The organism is Paenibacillus thalictri, assembly GCF_004307995.1.
Lineage (GTDB): Bacteria > Bacillota > Bacilli > Paenibacillales > NBRC-103111 > Paenibacillus_AF > Paenibacillus_AF thalictri.
The window spans coordinates 96601-115068 of the sequence record NZ_SIRE01000023.1 but is presented as its reverse complement, the minus strand read 5'-3'; the positions used below and the strand labels follow the sequence as shown (position 1 = coordinate 115068).

Annotated in this window: 19 protein-coding genes; 15 read left to right on the top strand and 4 right to left on the bottom strand. The window is 53.7% G+C overall.

Annotated elements, in window-relative coordinates; translation table 11 throughout:
• The first annotated feature begins 19 nt into the window (after positions 1 to 19).
• The 9 genes from EYB31_RS28535 (at position 20) to EYB31_RS28495 (ending at position 8776) form a co-directional block, all read left to right on the top strand.
• A complete protein-coding gene (locus EYB31_RS28535; RefSeq protein ID WP_131016874.1) occupies positions 20 to 331 on the top strand; it encodes a type II toxin-antitoxin system RelE/ParE family toxin in 312 nt (103 codons plus the stop codon).
• A 169-nt stretch (positions 332 to 500) separates the two neighbouring features.
• Positions 501 to 1367: an SMP-30/gluconolactonase/LRE family protein gene (locus EYB31_RS28530; protein ID WP_131016873.1), complete on the top strand. Its 867-nt coding sequence runs from the start codon at positions 501 to 503 to the stop codon at positions 1365 to 1367.
• Positions 1368 to 1562: 195 nt separating this feature from the next.
• Entirely contained in the window at positions 1563 to 2393 is an 831-nt protein-coding gene (locus EYB31_RS28525; protein ID WP_131016872.1) for an aldo/keto reductase, read from the top strand.
• Positions 2394 to 2503: 110 nt separating this feature from the next.
• Entirely contained in the window at positions 2504 to 2959 is a 456-nt protein-coding gene (locus EYB31_RS28520; RefSeq protein WP_131016871.1) for a Dps family protein, read from the top strand.
• Between the two features lie 159 nt (positions 2960 to 3118).
• Entirely contained in the window at positions 3119 to 4312 is a 1194-nt protein-coding gene (locus EYB31_RS28515) for a class I SAM-dependent methyltransferase (protein WP_131016936.1), read from the top strand.
• A gap of 33 nt (positions 4313 to 4345) precedes the next feature.
• Entirely contained in the window at positions 4346 to 6328 is a 1983-nt protein-coding gene (locus tag EYB31_RS28510) for a methyl-accepting chemotaxis protein (protein WP_131016870.1), read from the top strand.
• A 55-nt stretch (positions 6329 to 6383) separates the two neighbouring features.
• A complete protein-coding gene (locus EYB31_RS28505) occupies positions 6384 to 6746 on the top strand; it encodes a hypothetical protein (protein WP_165452666.1) in 363 nt (120 codons plus the stop codon).
• Positions 6747 to 6791: 45 nt separating this feature from the next.
• Entirely contained in the window at positions 6792 to 8285 is a 1494-nt protein-coding gene (locus EYB31_RS28500) for an aldo/keto reductase (protein ID WP_131016868.1), read from the top strand.
• The gene (locus EYB31_RS28495) at positions 8258 to 8776 is read left to right on the top strand and encodes a DNA-deoxyinosine glycosylase (protein WP_240762945.1); all 519 of its coding nucleotides are present in this window, start codon (positions 8258 to 8260) and stop codon (positions 8774 to 8776) included. Before EYB31_RS28500 ends, EYB31_RS28495 begins: the two co-directional genes overlap by 28 nt.
• A gap of 45 nt (positions 8777 to 8821) precedes the next feature.
• Here the strand turns inward: EYB31_RS28495 and EYB31_RS40395 are convergent, their stop codons facing one another.
• Entirely contained in the window at positions 8822 to 8971 is a 150-nt protein-coding gene (locus tag EYB31_RS40395; RefSeq protein ID WP_165452665.1) for a hypothetical protein, read from the bottom strand.
• A 106-nt stretch (positions 8972 to 9077) separates the two neighbouring features.
• On the opposite strand from EYB31_RS40395, the gene EYB31_RS28490 reads away from it, so the two are divergent.
• Entirely contained in the window at positions 9078 to 9692 is a 615-nt protein-coding gene (locus tag EYB31_RS28490; RefSeq protein WP_240762943.1) for a hypothetical protein, read from the top strand.
• Between the two features lie 8 nt (positions 9693 to 9700).
• Here EYB31_RS28490 and EYB31_RS28485 read toward each other — a convergent pair whose 3' ends face one another.
• Complete coding sequence (locus tag EYB31_RS28485) at positions 9701 to 10111, bottom strand: hypothetical protein (RefSeq protein WP_131016867.1); 411 nt, start codon at positions 10109 to 10111, stop codon at positions 9701 to 9703.
• A gap of 216 nt (positions 10112 to 10327) precedes the next feature.
• On the opposite strand from EYB31_RS28485, the gene rluF reads away from it, so the two are divergent.
• Entirely contained in the window at positions 10328 to 11035 is a 708-nt protein-coding gene (gene rluF / locus EYB31_RS28480; RefSeq protein WP_131016866.1) for a 23S rRNA pseudouridine(2604) synthase RluF, read from the top strand.
• A 17-nt stretch (positions 11036 to 11052) separates the two neighbouring features.
• Here the strand turns inward: rluF and EYB31_RS28475 are convergent, their stop codons facing one another.
• Positions 11053 to 11778, bottom strand: a complete 726-nt coding sequence (locus EYB31_RS28475) for a response regulator transcription factor (protein WP_131016865.1) — start codon at positions 11776 to 11778, stop codon at positions 11053 to 11055.
• 186 nt (positions 11779 to 11964) lie between these two features.
• Here EYB31_RS28475 and EYB31_RS28470 point away from each other — a divergent pair, with 186 nt between their 5' ends.
• The 3 genes from EYB31_RS28470 (at position 11965) to EYB31_RS28460 (ending at position 16102) form a co-directional block, all read left to right on the top strand.
• Positions 11965 to 13983: a sensor histidine kinase gene (locus tag EYB31_RS28470; protein ID WP_165452664.1), complete on the top strand. Its 2019-nt coding sequence runs from the start codon at positions 11965 to 11967 to the stop codon at positions 13981 to 13983.
• Between the two features lie 120 nt (positions 13984 to 14103).
• A complete protein-coding gene (locus EYB31_RS28465) occupies positions 14104 to 15141 on the top strand; it encodes an HD-GYP domain-containing protein (RefSeq protein WP_131016863.1) in 1038 nt (345 codons plus the stop codon).
• A gap of 25 nt (positions 15142 to 15166) precedes the next feature.
• Positions 15167 to 16102 (top strand): sensor domain-containing diguanylate cyclase, encoded by a 936-nt coding sequence (locus tag EYB31_RS28460; RefSeq protein ID WP_131016862.1) that lies wholly within the window; start codon positions 15167 to 15169, stop codon positions 16100 to 16102.
• A 120-nt stretch (positions 16103 to 16222) separates the two neighbouring features.
• On the opposite strand, the gene EYB31_RS28455 is transcribed toward EYB31_RS28460, so the two are convergent.
• A complete protein-coding gene (locus EYB31_RS28455; RefSeq protein WP_131016861.1) occupies positions 16223 to 17083 on the bottom strand; it encodes an AraC family transcriptional regulator in 861 nt (286 codons plus the stop codon).
• A gap of 208 nt (positions 17084 to 17291) precedes the next feature.
• Here EYB31_RS28455 and EYB31_RS28450 point away from each other — a divergent pair, with 208 nt between their 5' ends.
• The gene (locus EYB31_RS28450) at positions 17292 to 18464 is read left to right on the top strand and encodes a galactokinase (protein WP_131016860.1); all 1173 of its coding nucleotides are present in this window, start codon (positions 17292 to 17294) and stop codon (positions 18462 to 18464) included.
• Positions 18465 to 18468 lie beyond the last annotated feature (4 nt).

Sequence of the window (18468 nt, the reverse complement as noted above, 5' to 3'; positions counted from 1 at the left end):
GTTTAAAGGGGATTGGATAGTGGAAAAAGAGTATAGCTTACGTTATCTTGCAATAGCCCAATCAGATTTGATAGATATCGTTCAGTATATTAGCGAACAGCTATTTGCACCAGATGCAGCCATGTTACTTGTCGATAAGCTTGATAAGGCTATTTCTAATCTACAGCAATTTCCTTTCTCCGGACATCATTACAGAGGTGTGGGAAGGCTTAAGAATGACTACCGAATGCTTGTTGTTGAGAATTATCTTGTATTTTATGTTGTAGAGGGCAAGATTGTAGAAATCCGACGCATTATTTATAGTAAACGCGATTACCAAAAGCTGCTTTGAAGTATTTATGCGACCAGAATAATTTCCAAATTAACTCTGCATACCGGCACAGTGGAGTACTGGCTCAACACCGCTGAAACCAACAGGAGTTACTCCAATTTCAGGCTGCCCGCTGCCTGACAAACATGCTACAATCATGGATAAGCAGCAAAAAATGGGAGGGAATTTAATGGAGTCAGTGGAATTGGTTGTGGACGCAAAGGCGACGCTGGGCGAAGGGCCTTGTTGGGATGAACAGGCAGGTAAGCTGTTGTGGGTCGATATCGTAGAGAAAAGAGTACATATTCACGATCCTGCGTCGGGGAGCAACCGGGTGATTCAGCTTGATCAAGAGATTGGCGCCGTCGTGCCACGCACCGGCGGCGGTCTGATGGTTGTGCTGAGGAATGGATTTTACGCGCTTGACCTGGAGACGGAGCAACTGCAGCAGATTGTGGATCCGGAGGCGGATCAGCCGGGCAATCGGTTCAATGACGGCAAATGCGACCCGAAAGGACGATTCTGGGCGGGGACGATGGATTTAAAGGAAAAGGTGAAAGAAGCCGGCAAGCTGTACTGTCTTAACGTGGACGGCAGCCTCCGCACAATGGAAGTGAACGTCACCACATCCAACGGATTGGGGTGGAGCCCTGATCATAAAGTGATGTATTACATCGATTCTCCGACAAAGCAGGTTGCCGCTTACGATTATGATGTAGCGACCGGTTCGATATCGAACAAACGTATCGTTGTAGAGTTGGGCGAAGGAGAAGGTTTCCCCGACGGCATGACGGTAGATGAAGAAGGGATGCTGTGGGTTGCGCAGTGGGGCGGCTTCAAAGTGTCGCGCTGGAACCCGCAAACCGGAGAACGGTTATCCTACATTCCAGTCCCGGCTGCGCGCGCTTCTTCTTGTGCGTTTGGCGGGGAGAACCGGGATGAGTTGTACATTACGACGGCAAGAACCGGAAACGACGAGGAATATCCGCTGGCGGGCGGCGTGTTTCGGGTGAAACCGGGAGTCCGCGGATTGCCGACATACAGCTACGGCGGGTAATTGCCGCCGCGGTCACGGGGCAAGTTTGTAGGAACATCCGGTTGTGGTATGATGAGTAGGGACCAGCTTACGAAGCAAGTTTTGCTTCGCAAAACTCAAAGCCAACGCTTAAGAAGCAAGTTTTGCTTCGCAAAACTCAAAAGCCAATGCTTACGAAGCAAGTTTTGCTTCGCAAAACTCTTAGGAGGAATCTCAATGCCATCATCAATCAAAGATACGACCGTATTACATAATGGGGTTCATATGCCTTGGGTGGGGCTCGGGGTGTGGAAGGTACAAGAAGGCGGCGAAGTGGAACGGGCAGTCGAAACGGCGATTCGCACTGGTTACGTGAGCATCGATACGGCTGCGGTATACGGAAATGAAGAAGGCGTCGGTCAGGCGATTCAGCGCAGCGGTATTGCGCGGGACCAGCTTTTTGTGACGACCAAGGTGTGGAATGCCAACCAAGGTTATGACTCCACATTGAAAGCATTTGACGAAAGCCGCCGCAAGTTGGGGCTGGACATGATTGATTTGTACCTGGTTCATTGGCCGGTTAAAGGAAAATATAAAGATACATGGCGCGCGCTGGAGAAGCTGTACCGTGACGGTGCGGTGCGGGCGATCGGCGTCAGCAACTTCCAGGTTCATCATTTGCAGGATGTGATGCAGAACAGCGAGATTACGCCGATGGTCAATCAGGTGGAGTTTCACCCGCTGCTGCAGCAGAAGGAGCTTCGCGCGTTCTGCAGTGAAAACCGCATTCAGCTTGAGGCGTGGAGCCCGCTGATGCAAGGCAATTCGCTGGACCATCCGGTGCTTGCCGGACTTGCCGCCAAATACGGAAAATCGCCGGCACAGATCATACTGCGCTGGGATTTGCAAAATGGAGTTGTGACGATTCCGAAATCGGTCAACGAAAACCGTATCCGCGAAAACAGCGATCTGTTCGGCTTTGAGCTGACGGCTGAAGATATGGCGCAAATCGAGACCATGAACCGCAATCAGCGCTTCGGCGCGGATCCGGACAACTTTAATTTCTAGCATAAGCAAGACCGGGTTTCCTTTTATCGGGACCCGGTCTTTTTCGCGTTGAAGGGAGGCATATTTTGGCGGTAGAGGCGCAACACTAAAGCTAGGAAGGAGGGATAGCCATGACAACAAACACATTAACAAAAGATGTCACGACGGTGCTGAATACGCAAGTTGCCAATTGGAACGTGTTGTTTGTCAAGCTGCACAATTACCACTGGTACGTGAAGGGACCCCATTTCTTCACGCTTCACGTGAAGTTTGAGGAGCTGTACAACGAAGCGGCTCAAGCGATCGACGACTTGGCGGAACGGCTGCTGACGCTGGGAGGCAAACCGGTCGCCACGCTTAAGGAGGCGCTGCAGACGGCTACCGTGAAAGAAGCTGCGGGCGGGGAAACGGCGGAGCAGATGGTTCAGACGTTGGCCGGCGATTTTCAAACGGTGATCGGTGAGCTGAAGCAAGGCATGAGCATAGCCGAAGCGGGCGGAGACCAGGCCACGTCGGATATGCTCCTTGGACTATGCAGCAGTCTGGAGAAGCATGTATGGATGCTGCGGTCTTTTTCGGGCCGCTAAACAAGATATCGAGGTCGCAATGAAGTCCCGTGAAGTATGATGGGGCTTCTTTTTTGTGCATTTTGTGAAAGCTTTGCTTGGCGCGCCGGGGTTTGGTATGATGCAAGGGACAGGATGATAATGGAAACGAAATTGAGCGGAACGGGGTTTGTCACCAACATGGAGAACATACAACAATTGACGGCGGAGCTGCTTTCGAGCCGTTTGCTTATACAGGCGACACTAAGCCAACTGCGCAAATCCGATCCCGAAGGATTCAGCAAGGTGATCGTCAAGCCGGTCGAGCTGAAGGGTGCGCTGCATTATCAATTCAGTTATTTTTACGGCAAAAAGGTGAAACACGACAATTTACTGCCGGAGGAAGCGGAACGGAGACTTGGGGTGTTATTCGCGGATACGTTCCGCCAAGGGCTGTATCAAACGGCGTCGGCCGACTACCAGATTCTCATCAGCAAGAAAAACAAGGCGGCCGTGCTGAAGAAGCCGGCGACCAAGCAAACCGCGGAGCTTGCGCATAACCGCAAAAAGCAATATGTGCTGGAGGAAGGCCGGCCGGTACCATTTCTCGTGGAACTGGGCGTTATGAGCCCCGAGGGCAGGGTGCTGGCCAAAAAATACGATAAGTTCCGCCAAATCAACCGATTTGTTGAAATGATCGCCGATGTGGTGCAGCATTTGCCGACGGGCCGGACGCTGCGTATCGTCGATTTCGGCTGCGGCAAGTCTTATTTGACGTTTGCCCTTTATTATTATTTGAAAGATTTACAGGGGTTTGATATTGAGATTACCGGGCTTGATTTGAAAGAAGACGTCATCCGGCATTGCAGCGAATTGGCCGGTAAGCTGGGCTGCGACCGTCTGCATTTTAGGGTGGGGGATATCGCCGATTATTCGGCTGTAGAGCAGGCCGATATGGTCGTGACGCTGCACGCTTGCGATACGGCCACGGATGCGGCGCTGGAAAAGGCGGTGCGTTGGAACGCATCGGTCATCATGTCGGTGCCTTGCTGTCAGCATGAGCTGATGCCGCAGGTGAAAAGCAGCGTGCTCAGCCCGATGCTGGAGCACGGCATTATCAAGGAGCGGTTCGCCTCGTTGGCCACGGACGCCGTACGCGCCCGTCTGCTGGAGATGGTGGGGTACCGCACGCAGCTTGTTGAGTTTATCGATATGGAGCATACGCCGAAAAACGTGCTGATTCGCGCCGTCAAGGCCGGCTCTGCGGATGTCGCTTTATTAGCGCGGGAATATCTCGAGTTCAAGCGATTTCTGCATATCGATCCGTACTTGGAACGGGCGCTTCATGATCGTCTGGCGCCGCTTTTGGCCGCTGCAGCGGGCGAAGGAACATAGACACATATTACAAAATAGGGGAGCAGGTTTGACATGAGAGGTTGGTTTCATTCGTTATCAAGCCGATTCATGGTTTATACCGGGGTTGTTTTGTTTTTGCTGATGTGCGGGTTGTATTGGTTCGAATGGCAGCAAATCCGCAAGGATGCGGAGCAGCAGCTGCTGGAGAAAGGCAGCGGGCTCGCTATTGCGCTCGCCAAAAGCCTGCAGCAAGTAACGGAAAGCGATATCATAACGGGAGTGACGCTGAAAAACGGGACAAAGCTCAGCGGCGATACGATTAAGACGAACTTGTTTAACGACAAGCTGCAACTGGTGCCGGAAAGCGAGCAGGCCGCCAAAAAACGTTCGGACAACGCTTCGTACGCAAGCTCCAAGCAGGTGCTGTTTAACGGCAAAGAAATTCCGCTTGCGCAATATGAGCTTAAATATACGAGTGCTTACGACGCGTATACCGACGATCGCTGGCAGGGCATTATGGACAGCTTTCTGGTGGACGACAGCGTCATTTTCTCCATTGCCGCGGCGTATTCCGATAATCCGGACACGGCAGGTTACATTCCTACGCATAACAGCAAGTACAGCCCGACCGGGGACGGCTCGAAAGACGAATGGGGAGCAGCCGATCTGCTCAGTCAAAAATACCGCGCCAATCGCGTGTTTAATGACGCGGTTGGTTACAATTCGGCGGCGTATGCGGACACGGCAAAAGCCAAGCTGGAAAAGTACCCCCGCGTCATCGACGGCAAGGTATTGGAGACATGGAATATAGCATACCCGCTGATGATTGAAGGGAAGCATTGGGGCGGCGTTCGCGTGGCGCTCTCCAAGGAACAGTCGGATGCGATGATCGAACGTCAACGGATGACGATATTGGCGGGAATGGGCCTATTATTTGTCGCCGTATTGGTTATTTTATATATTTTATCGCGAACGATTGTAGGGGCGCGTCTCGCTTTTATTTTAAAAGCGGCAACCAATCTGAATTCTCATGAGGCCGATCTGACCTACCGGATGCCGGTCAAGGGAAGAGACGAAATCGCACAGTTGTCGCGTGAAATCAATGCATTTTTGGGGCATTTGCAGGAAATCGTCGTGCTTATCCGCGGCGTGTCGGCCCAAACCAGATCGACGTCCGAATCGCTTACCGCCAGCGCGGCCCGTTCGGCGGAAGTGTCCGTCGGCATCGCGGAAGCGATCGGCGAGGTGGCTGCCGGAGCTGACAATCAGGCGACCGGAGCGACCGACAGCGCCAAAGCGACAGAAGAGATGGCCGTAGGCATCGGCAAAATTGCCGAAGCGTCGGGAGCGGTGACGGAAGCGTCGCATCATATGGTGCATGATGCGGAGCAGGGTAATGACATGACCCGCTCTGCTGTAGCGCAGATGGAGACGATGTACAGCTCTGCAATCAAGGTCAGCGAGGCGATCGAGCGTCTGCGGAAAAGATCGGATGAAATTGGCGAGATCGCTACCGCCATTACCGGCATTGCTTCGCAAACCAGCCTGCTTGCGCTGAATGCGGCCATTGAAGCGGCCCGCGCCGGCGAGCAGGGCCGGGGATTCTCGATTGTCGCGGGCGAGGTGCGCAAGCTGGCCGATCAATCCGACGAATCGGCACGCCATATATCGGAGTTGATCGACGAGCTGCAGAAGCTGACCGCAGCCGCTTCGGCGGCGATGGAAGAAGGCGGCGGCGAAGTGGCGAAAAGCATGGGAGCGGTCGGCCATGTAAGCGAGGCTTTCGAGCGGATCGTAGGCGCGGCCCGAGAAGTTTCCGCGGCCATTACGGACATATCCGGAGCCTCTCAAGAACTCTCGGCCGGGACCGAAGAAGTGACGGCCGGTATCGAGCAAATGTCGAGAATTGCCCATGATGCGTCGGTTCATGCCGGCGCGGTGGCGGAAGCTTCGCAAACTCAGCTGGCGCTTTCCAAAGAAACAAGCGGACTTTCCGGTTCGCTCAGCAAGCTGGCGCAGGAGCTGGACCAAACGCTGGGCAAATTCAAAGTATAAGATAAGCAGCATCCATGCGGCTTCAAGAGAAAGGAAGACAGTACAATAGATGGGCATGCTGCTCTTACTTGCGGCGACAATGTCTTGGAGTTTTGTAGGCATTCTCGTCAAATCGGCATCGGTCATGCTGGACAGTTCATCGATTGCGTTTGCCCGATTTGCCTTTGGGGTTGTCGCTTTGGCGGCGTTGCTTCTGCTGTTGAGACAGCCCTTGCGGGTGGAGTACAAAAATCGCTGGATATGGATCGGCGCGCTTGGCAAAAGCGCCAATTATTTTTTTGAATGCATCGCTATCGCCATTGGTTTTTCTTACGGCAACATATTGGTCGGGCCGATTCAAACCGTCGTATTGCTGCTGCTTAATCTTCCGCAAAAGCAAACCCGTCCCAATGCGTCATCGGTTAAAATGGCCGGGTAATCCGTCTGAACGATCGACAAGTTTGATTTAAATGGGGGGAAGCCGATGAATCCAGGCAAAGCGTCTTCAGCCGCCACGGCCGAGTGGGCGGCGTATCATCCGGCGGTGGGTTATAAGCGGTTTGGCGGCACAAGGCTGACTGTCAGCGCTGCGGGTTTCGGCTCATACCGGATCGATGCCGCAGTGGAGCTGCATCGCGCTGCACTGCGGTACAGTTTGCTGCAGGGCATTAATTTGGTCGATACAAGCGCCAATTACGGGGACGGCGCTTCGGAACGACTGATCGGCGAGGTGCTGACAGAGCTGCTGTCGGCAGGGGAGCTCCGCCGTGATCAGCTTGTCATCGTATCGAAGGTAGGTTATTTGCAGGGCGCCAATTACCGGCTCAGCCAGCGGCTGAAACAGGAAGGGCGGCCGTTTCCCGAGCTCGTCGAATATGGCGCGGGGCTTGAACATTGCGTCCATCCGGAGTTTATCGAAGAACAGCTGACACGCAGTCTGGATCGGCTGCAGTTGGAACAACTGGACGGGTACTTGCTGCACAATCCGGAATATTATTTGAATTGGGCGGCGCAGCACGGTATGCCCAAAGATGAAGCGCGGCGCGAGTATATGCGGCGTATCGAAGCGGCATTCCGCCATTTGGAGCGGGAGGCCGACCGGGGGCGGATCGCTTTCTACGGTGTCAGCTCGAATACGTTTCCGGCGGCTGCTGAAGATTACGCTCATACCGCGCTTGACGAGCTGTGGGATATCGCCGAGCGTATATCCAAGGCCCACCGGTTTCGCTGCATACAGCTGCCGGCCAACCTGCTGGAAACCGGCGCATTTACCGAGCGCAATCAGCGCGGCGGGGCCACGGCAGCCGAGTTTGCCCGCGAAAAGGAGTTGGCCGTGCTTGTAAACCGGCCATTAAATGCTTTTGCCGGCCATAGGCTGATTCGCTTGGCCGATGTGCCGTCATCGCCGGAGGCGGGAGCCGCCGACGTCGAAGCGGGGCTTGCGCGCCTGCAGACGCTTGAGCGCACGCTCGCCGCCGACCTGCTGCCCCGCATCGCCGGCGACGCGGCTTCGGCTGCGGTTACGGGCAGCAGCACGCTGGCCCATTGGCGCCAATACGGCGCTTATGCGGCGTGGATGGATGGGCTTCGCCAGCGCATCGTACCTGCCGTTCAGCGCCAGATGGCGCCGCTGCTGGCGCTCGCGCAAAACGCGCCCGAGCTCGACCGCTGGAGCCGTGAATATGTGAGCGAAATCAATCACGCGATCAAGCAGGCAAGTTTGGTTTACCAATCCGAGGCGCGCCGCGATGCCGAAGCGATTTCCGCCCGGGCCGCGGCAGCCGACCCCGATTGGGCGGATGCGGGCAGCCTGAGCCGGCTGGCTATCCGTGCGCTGCGCACATCGGACAGCGTAAGCTGCGTGCTGGTCGGCATGCGCAGCGAGGCGTACGTCCGCGACGTGCTCGCGGAGCTGGGCAGCCCTGCCGCGGATAAGCCGCGCGGCGCGGCATGGAGCCGGCTGGGGGGCGGCGTATGATCGCCGCCTTCCCGCCGGTCGCGGACGAGCGGAGCCGCACGCTTGTGCTCGGCTCCATGCCGGGGGTGGCGTCGCTGACGAAGCGCCAGTACTACGGCCATCCGCGCAACCACTTCTGGCCGATTGTCTATGGCGTATTTGACGGCGGCGCGCCGTCCCCCGACTATGAAGAGCGGCTTGCCTTCGCCGCGGCGCACGGCATCGCCTTATGGGATGTGCTGTGCGAATGCGAGCGCGAGGGCAGCCTCGATTCGGCGATCCGCAGCCCTGTGGCTAACGATTTTAATGCTTTTTTGGAGTTATATCCGGGGATTACGCGAATCTTTTTCAACGGTTCCGCCGCCGCCCAATTATTTACTCGCCATGTGGACCTTGCCGCTCCGCATCAAACCCGCCTGACCTTGGAGGGGCTGCCTTCGACGAGCCCGGCTCACACGATTTCTTACGAACGCAAGCTGGCCGCGTGGCAGGCGATCCGGCAGCCCGAATAAAAGCAAGAGGCGGATTCCGATCACGGAACCGCCTCTTTTTCATCGCTATTGTTTATCTTTGAAAATGGCTCCGCGCAGGTTCTTCGTTGTCTTTACGTCCTCAACGGTATCGTTGACGAATTCCATGTTCTGATTTTCCGCTTTCATATGGGCTGTCCCTTTGTAATTGCCTTTATGTTTCGTATTTTCCGACATGGCGCTCCCTCCTTTGCTTCTCGTCAGTGGACTGCAATGTTAACCTGTGCAGCAGAACTGACATTTATTCCATACAACGGGGGCCAAGGCATGAAACAAGCCGGATATGGTACACTATACCAAAACAGGCGTTTTCAGCACAAAACAAAGAATCGGGGTGCTCCATATGGTGGTGCGTGGGAATGAACGAGTGCCTTTTGGATATGAGCCGGAAAAAGAGGATCATAGCGCTAAAGGCACCTTGATCGTATATGACGATTTCGAAAGCTGGGAGGCCGGTGATGCCGGACATCTCGTCAGTTGGGCGATCGCGAAACGGATGGCGCGAGTGGTATGGTATCCGCTCCATGAGGAGACGGTCCGGCGGATGGGTACAGGTCCGGTGCGGCCCTATTATCGGCGATTGGAGGAGCTGCAGGCATGGGTGGAAGAAGCCGCAGCCGGAAACATCCGTCAAACGGTGGAGGAGTGGGAAGGCAAACGTAAGAAGTATACGCCGATGGACACCGCATTGCGGTTTATCGCGGATAAGTATCCGGCACCTTATTTTCTATGTGTATCCGGGAAAACGGCCAACTTGTTTGCAGGGTACAGTTCGTTTGACGAATGGATTCGCAAAATCCGGCTTGTGATTAAGCCATCTCAAGGATCGCAGTCCCTGCACCCTAAGCTAAGACAAAGTGAGCATAGATGGGAGCTTTTGGACGGCCCGCGACCGTAAACGGATGCTTAAGCCTGTAAATAGGCCGGCCAATCGCTGGTAGGAATGGCATGGTGCCCGGAAGCGCGCTTTAGGCCGATGCTGCCGCCGGTCGGTTGTATGCTGTACAACGGGCGTCCTTCCTCCAAACGTTCCGTAAGCTCAGCTAGCAAATCTTCGGCGATTGCCGCCGTAGAAGCGGGCACTTCCATTTCTTCGGGAAAGTCGGCTTGTCCGATCACGACCTCTGTGAACCCGTCCGTGCTGCCGGTTGTAGGAACTCTCAGCCAGTAGGTACGGTCGGCGGACGGGTCGTAAATCATCCGGTCGTAGTCGCATCCCTCCAGCGAACCTACCGCGCTAAAGCCCATTGTTGTCAAAACGTGGTGCACCTGGGGATAAGGTTTGGTCATGCAGTACAGCTTCTTGCGTTTTTTCACGACGATCAGCTCCTTTTACCATTCTGGTAGTGCAAGACAAGCTTCCTCTTGAGCACGAATGTATCTTTGTCGAAGGGCTTCGATCAGAAGCTTTTTTACAGTATTCGACATGTATGAATGGTTTTAAGGGGGGCGCCGGGAAAAAAGCGATTTGGGTAACCATTCGTCCGGTGATATAATGGGTAACAGGAAAACTGGCTTTATGGAGTGGTTGTTTTGAGAATTAATAAATTTATGAGCGAAACCGGCATCTGTTCGCGGCGTGAAGCGGACGGGTGGATCACAGCGGGGAAAGTGACGATTAACGGAGCGGTGGCCGAGCTTGGCAGCCAGGTGGAAGAAGGCGACGATGTGCGTATTGACGGCCGCCCGATAGGCAACAAGAAAAATCACGTCTACATCGTGTTAAATAAACCGGTAGGCATCACATGCACGACCGAGCGCCACATCAAAGGCAATATCGTCGATTACGTCAACCACCGGGAACGCATCTTCCCGATCGGCCGACTCGATAAAGATTCGGAAGGGCTTATTTTGCTGACCAATGACGGAGATATCGTCAATCTGGTGCTTCGTTCGGAATATGAACACGAGAAAGAATATATCGTAAACGTAAACAAACCGCTGACGCCGATGTTTCTGCAAGGCATGTCGAGCGGCGTGAAGATCCTTGGAACGACTACCAAACGTTGTCAGGTATCGGCTATGGGCGAGAAGGTTTTTCGAATTACCTTAACCCAGGGGCTTAACCGGCAGATTCGCCGGATGTGCGCCGCTTTCGGTTACGAGGTGCTTCGTCTGCAGCGGGTGCGCATCATGAACATCCGTTTGGGCGGACTGAAGACGGGGGCGTGGCGCGATCTAACCGAAGCGGAGCTGCGGGAACTCAAGAACCGGATCGGCTATGCGCAGCACCCGCTGTAAGCCGTCTTCTCGCCGGATCAAGCTTCGGCGGCGTTTTCCGCATCCAGGGGGACGGCGCTAAATTTGTATCCGACTCCGCGGACCGTGACGATATATTTCGGATCGGTCGGGTTTTGCTCGATTTTTTTACGCAGATTGCTGATATGGACAAGCAGCGTTCGTGTATCTCCATTGCTGTCCACGCCCCAGATCGAGCGGTATAACTGCTCGATCTTGTATACTTTATTGGGTGTTCTCGCTAGCTGGACGAGCAGGTCGAATTCTTTGGAGGACAACGGTACGAGCTGGCCGGCCAAATGCACGTGATGACTGAGCAGATTGATCTCCAGGCCGGGAAAAGTCAGCATTTGCAGTTCCCCTTTCGGCTGCCCCGTAAACTGGGTGCGTCTGAGGTGGGCTTTCACCCGGGCGACAAGCTGGCTTGGACTGAACGGCTTGGTGATATAGTCGTCTCCCCCCATGCTCAGGCCCAATATGATATCCATATCCTCGCCCCTGCAGCTGACGAACAGAATCGGCGTATGCACTTTTTTGCGAAGCTGCCTGCATACCTCAATGCCGTCCATTCCGGGCAGCAAAATATCCAAAATAATCAGATCGGGACGATGCTCCATCACCTGATCGATCACTTCACTGCCGTCCTGAATACTGATGACTTGAAACCCCTCTTTCAGCAAGTACAATTCAATGAGCTCGACGATCTCGGGCTCGTCATCTACGATCATGATTTTTTCGCCAGTCATATATGCTCACCTCGTTATATTCCTGTGCGGCAAACTTCCTCTCCGCCTCGTGAAAAATCATTTCCAAAAAATTTAATTTGCGCTACTATTTATGTACAATATCTAAAAATCAGGGAGAATGTGGTATCCATTTCCAAGTCGGTTTTAGTTTATTATAAGATGCTGGCGCTCCTTTTCGCTATCATTTTGTCGACAGGTTGCTCGAATGATGTCGATTCTTCACCCGATGCACCCAAAGCGATCCGTGGCACGCTTAACCTCTCTGCATGGGATTTGTCGCAGGACGGTCCGTTGACGCTGGACGGAGGATGGGCTTTCGATTGGATGCAGCTGCTGGAGCCCGATCAAAATGCCGTTCCGCCGCGGTGGTTTACTGTGCTGCCCGGCTCTTGGCAGCCGGCCCAACCGGACAAACATAGCTCTACGGGATACGGCACCTACCGGCTGCGTATCATATTAGCCAGTCCGCAGCAGCAGCTTGCGCTGCGTGTGCCGCAAATCGCCACCGCCTATAAGCTGTGGATCGGCAGCGAACTGGTCGCCTCCAAAGGCCAGGTCGGCACGGATGCTGCTTCTTCCCGGCCGCAAACGGAAGCGGAAATGATTTATTTTCAATCGCCGTCCACGAAGTTTACGCTAACGCTGCAGGTGTCCAACTACGAATACCGGACGAGCGGGGTACAGAGCAGCATCATCTTGGGAACAGCCGAGATGATGGCGAAAGAAGACCGGAGCCGGTGGATGACCGACGCGTTTTTATACGGCAGTCTGTTTGTTATGAGTATTTATCACCTCGGTGTATTCCGCATTTGGAGGAAGGATTTAGCCAGGTTATACTTCGGATTGTTCTGCTTGGCGCTGGGTGTATATGCAATACTAATCAGCGACATATCGCCTTTCGGTTGGGTGGCCGACTTGCCCTGGAAAGCGATGATGCGCGCGCAATATGTGATGTTAAGCGTCAACTTGTCGCTGGCCGTTTTGCTGTTCTCGGCGTTGTATCCTGTGGAATATTCGCGCCGCGTGCTCAAGATCATCGTCTGGAGTTCCATTCTGCTTAGCGCTTATTCGCTGCTTGCGCCGTTTCCGCTTGTCACTTATGCCGATCTGCTTCAGATTGTCATCACCATTCCGGCGGCAGCTTACGGTCTGTACGTGCTGGGACTTGCCGCCAAACGTAAGCTTGATGGAGCATTTACCGGCTTGATCGGGGTGCTCATCATTATTGCGCTGTATATATATCTTGTATCGGATGGTCTGCGCATTTCTGAGAGTCGGATTTTAATGGCTGTAGGATTCATTTTGTTTGTTTGGCTGACTTCATTGATTATCCACTTCCGGTTTGCCAAAACATACCGCGAGGCGGAAAGCATGTCGCGGCATATGCGGGAGGTCAATACCGGGCTGGAGCGCAAAATTAACGAACGTACGGCCGATTTGGAGTTATCCAATCAAAGTTTGGAAAAAATGAACGCGGAGCTTGCCCGCTTGGAAAATTCGCGCCGCAGACTGCTCTCCAATATCTCCCACGATCTCGGCACGCCGATGACGCTGATTCAAGGTTATGTGGAGGCGATGCTGGATGGCGTAGTCGATAAGCCGGAGCAGCTCCGTAAATATTTAAGGCTTATTCATGCGCGCATAATTGGCTTAAACCGGCTGATTCACGACCTTTTCGAATTGTCCAAGCTGGAAGCGCGGCAGATCAGCTTTGCCATGCAGGAGCTGCCGGTGCGGGAATATGTCGGGCTATTCTTCGAACGATACGAGCTGGAGGTGAAAAATGCCGGATTGTCCTTCGAGCTTCGGCTTCCGTCGAAGGAACCCGGCCCTTCCTTGTTTGTTATGATAGACGTCGACCGTCTGGATCAGGTGTACACCAACATTATCTATAATGCGATCAAGCATACTCCGGCCGGAGGCACGATTACACTCGAATATACGGTTGGCGCCGGGAGAATCGTCACGCGTATCGGCGATTCCGGCCCCGGGATTAAGGAGGAAGACCTTCCGTATGTGTTCGACCGGTTCTATAGAAACGACAAACTGCGCAGCTCTGCGGGAGGAGGGAGCGGGCTTGGATTGTCGATCGCCAAGGAAATTGTCGAGTTCCATGCCGGAACCATTTGGGCGGAAAGCTCTCCGGGGCAAGGAGCGTCCATTTTGTTCGTGCTGCCGGTATTTCGGCCAAAGGACGGCGGGTAAGCTTCAAACGGATTTCATCAATAATTTAGTGAAATTTTAACTTCAGACTATGGCGATCATGCTACTATAGAAGTAATTCGTTCCCTTTAGCTTTCTATTAAATGTTCCGCGGTGGTGAGCATGATGGAAGGAAGAACCCTTCGTCAATGGATTGGCTATACAATCAAACGCGATTTATTTAACGAGCGGGGAGTCGTACTTATTCCTGCCAAAACGATTATAGATAACCATCATGTAGAAATGATTGAAAATCACCGCATTTCGCTGAGTGTTCACGATTTCGAGCTGGATAAGCAGGAACTGGCGCCCCGCGAAAGCAAAACGAATGACAAGCTCGTGGTCAAGGCCATGGAAGAAGTAAAATCGATGTTTCACTTCTTGAGTGAAAAGGGCACACTGCCCGTGGAAGAAATAAACCAATCGATCATTCCCGCCATACATCAAGCTGCCGAATACCCCAGCTTGCAAAGCGTGATGTCCGGCTTGCAGGCCAAGGATGATTATACGTACCGGCACAATATCGGCGTAGGTGTCATCTCCACATTAATCGGCAAGTGGCTGCATTTAAGCGAAAGCGAACTTGCGCTGCTGACGATGGCCGCAACACTGCACGACATCGGAAAAATCCACATCTCCGACTACATTTTAAATAAACCGGGACGTTATACCGATGAGGAATACGCGGTGATGAAGAAACACACGGTGATCGGATACGATCTGCTGTGCCAGATTCCCGGGTTGGATGCGCGGGTACCTTTAGTGGCCTTGCAGCATCATGAGCGGGAGGATGGCGGAGGGTACCCGTACAGGCTAAAAGCCCACGAAATCGATTTTTTCAGCAAAATTGTCGGGGTGGCGGACATTTTTCACGCCATGACTTCGAAAAGAGTATATAAAGACGCATCGCCGTTTCATCTGGTTATCAAGCAGATGCTGGATGACGGATTCGGGAAGCTGGAACCGTCCATTTGCAAGCTGTTTATACACCGTTTAATGGAGATGGCTGTCGGAGACGAGGCTATTCTGACGGATGGCCGCCGCTGTCAGATTGTCGGAATGAATCCGCTTGATGTCGCTAATCCGCTGATCCGGGTTGACGGGAAATACGTTGATTTGAGCAAAAGCCGCGAACTTCATATCCTGGCATTGGTCGGGTGAATCGGTAAAAGGGGTGGGGCACAGCATGTCGTTATTGGGGCCGACCGAGAATGCTCGCAAGGCCGAGCAGCTGTTATTGCAGCAGGAAACGCTGCTCGCGCTGGTTGATCATATGTTTGAAAGTGTGTATGTATTGGATGCGGAAGGACGTTGGATGTATGGACGTTCTTGTCGTACCGAGCTAGCTTCGGGAACTGTCCGGGAAATGGAAGAATATATCAGCGGTATCGAACCGGAACACCAGAGCCATGTTCGCCAGGCGCTTGATTTGGCTTTGAAAGGGAAGGTCCCTTCCACGGTCGAATACCGGAGTGTTCGCGATGACGGCGATGTTGTATGGTATGAGGGTAGAGGATTTTGCATTGGCGGCGGAGAGCAGGCGAAGGAGAATACATGCATCTGGGCGGTTAAAGAGATCACCGAGCGCAAGCTGCTCGAAGAAGAGCTTGTGCGAATGGCGTTTCACGATCCCCTTACCGAGCTGCCGAATCGGCGATTGTTTCAAGTGCAATTAAACCAATCGCTGGCATATGCAAAGCGGAACCGTCAACTGCTTGCGGTGCTGTCGCTGGATATCGACGATTTTAAGATGATTAACGATTCGTTCGGTCACGAAATCGGTGATGAATTTCTGAGAGCTTTCGCCAACAGGGTGAAGCGCTGCGTTCGGGAAGTTGACATGTTCGCCCGGATCGGCGGGGACGAGTTCAGCATCCTGCTGCCGAAGATTGAGTCGGTCGACAGCATTCAGCTGGTCACACACCGCATCTTGTCGGCAATCCGCAAGGGCTGGGATATCGGCAGCAGGACGCTGCAGTCTACCGTCAGCATGGGAGTGGCCGTTTTTCCGGCAGACGGCAGCGATGCCGACACACTGCTGAGAAACGTCGACTTGGCCATGTACCAGGTGAAGGCCGGCGGCCGGGACGGATGTTTATTCTATAACAGCCAAATCGGGTAAAGAGTGCAGTTGGTATGAAGAAGATAATAGTTAGCGCATAATAATAGGCCGTGTCGTCCGGGACGCGGCCTGTTTGCATGAAGTTTTGTCTATATACGCTGTGTGCAACGAAAGGAGAACTCACAGTTTTTTCATCGACTCGCGGTACTCCGTCGGCGGCATGCCGCACCATCGTCTAAACTGCCTTGAGAAATAAAGCGCGTCGTGAAACCCGACGGAGGCGGCAATCTGCTCGACGGTCAACTCCTGGCGTTCGCGCAGGAGATGGCGGGCTTTCTCAATCCGGTGCTTGAGCAGAAAGGTTACCGGCGTCATGCCGGTGTATTTGCGGAACAAGGTCGATAAATAGGCGCGATGATATCCCAGGTTTTCCGCCATCATTTCCATCGTGATCGGCTCGGCGTATTGTGCGGTAATAAATTGAATCGCTTGCTGGACCGCCTTTTCCCCGGCAGTTGCATGCTCTTGCGGCAGACGGTTCAGCGGCTGCAGCACATCGGCGTATTCGGCTAGCAGCAGTTGGAGCAATGCGGATGATTTCAGGTGAGCTGTTGCGGAGCGTTCCTGGAATAACGTTCTGATCCGGTCGGCATGTGCCGCGGGTGACGAAAGGTCCCCTGCCTGCACGACGGGACGGTGAGAAGTAATGCCCAGATTGTGCAGCAGCTTGGCCGCCTTGGAGCCATTAAATGCGATCCAGCGGTAAAACCAGGGGTCGTCCCCGTCCGCTTCATAGCTGATCAAATGCCCCGGCTCGATAAAAAAGCTGTCGCCGGTCCCCAGTTCGTAGGTGACGCCTTCGCAGGTAAAGGTTCCTTTTCCCGATTCAATGTGATGCAGCAGATAGTAATCGACGACCTTCGGGCCTAACTTATGCCTGGGAGCCGTTTGGCTGATGCCTGTAAACAAGACATACAGCTCTTCGTCTTGCGAAGGCTGAATCGGGTTCGATGTTACGTAATAGCTTTCCGGCTGAGGCATGCCGCACCGCTCCTTTGGCACCTTGGAATCTTTATGTAAATTGTATCATACTTGCGGGTAAATATATTCGCGATCTTACATTTATCCATATGCTTCTGACATAGCTCCATAGTGAAATCTGGCGGAATCACGTATACTACAAGTATCAAAAGCACTCTATGAAGAGCCGTTTCCAGTAAAGAAAAAAGAATAGGCGGTGTTGATTTACATGGCAGATTTGAAAAGTTTACAGCAGCAATTTACAGCATTGTTCGGCGAAAGTACGGAACCGGTTCATACGTTTCATGCGCCGGGCCGCGTGAATCTGATTGGCGAGCATACCGATTATAACGGAGGTTACGTTTTTCCGGGGGCGCTTACCTTCGGAACAACGCTGCTGATCCGCAAACGCGGAGACGGACAGCTTGGACTGGCATCCGGCAACTTCCCGCTGCGCGTACAGGTTGCAGTGGACGATTTATCGTTTCGCCCGGAGCACGAATGGGCCAATTACCCGAAGGGCGTTATCAGCGAGCTGGTTGAGCAAGGGCTGCAGGTCGGGGGCTGCGACATGCTGTTTTTCGGAGAGATCCCTAACGGCTCGGGCTTGTCTTCATCGGCATCGGTCGAAGTGGCCACGGCTTTTGGCATCATGACGGTTTTTGAGGCGCCGTCGATTGATAAAGTGAAGATCGCGCTGCTGTCGCAAAAAGCGGAGAACGAATACATGGGCGTACAATGCGGCATCATGGACCAGTTTGCCGTAGCGATGGGCAAACAAGATCATGCAATCCTGCTCATGTGCGATACGCTGGAATACGAACATGTGCCGTTTCAGACCGGGGCATACAAAATCGTTATCGGCAACACAAACAAAAAGCGCGGCCTCGTCGACTCCAAATACAACGAGAGAAGAGCGCAATGCGAGCAGGCGGTCCGCGATCTGCAAGCCAGCTATCCGGAGCTGACGCTGCTTGGGCAGCTGACGCTCGCGCAATTTAACGATGCGGCCCATCTGATCGGCGATGAGACAGTTCGCCGCCGGGCGCGCCACGTCGTGGAGGAAATCGACCGTGTGAAGCAAGCGGTGACGGTGCTGAAGGCGGGCGACTTGGCGGCATTCGGCAAGCTGATGATCGGTTCGCACGATTCGCTGCGCGATCTGTACGAGGTAACGGGAGCGGAGCTTGACGCAATGGTCGAAGCGGCGCTGAAGGTTCCCGGCGTTTTGGGCTCACGGATGACCGGAGCCGGTTTCGGAGGCTGTACCGTATCGCTGGTCCATGAGGACAGCGTAGCGCGGTTTATGGACGAGGTTGGCGAAGAATATACGGCGAAAACCGGTTTGAAGGCCGACTTCTACGTATGCGATATCGGCGACGGGGTTAAAGCATTGGCGTAACAGG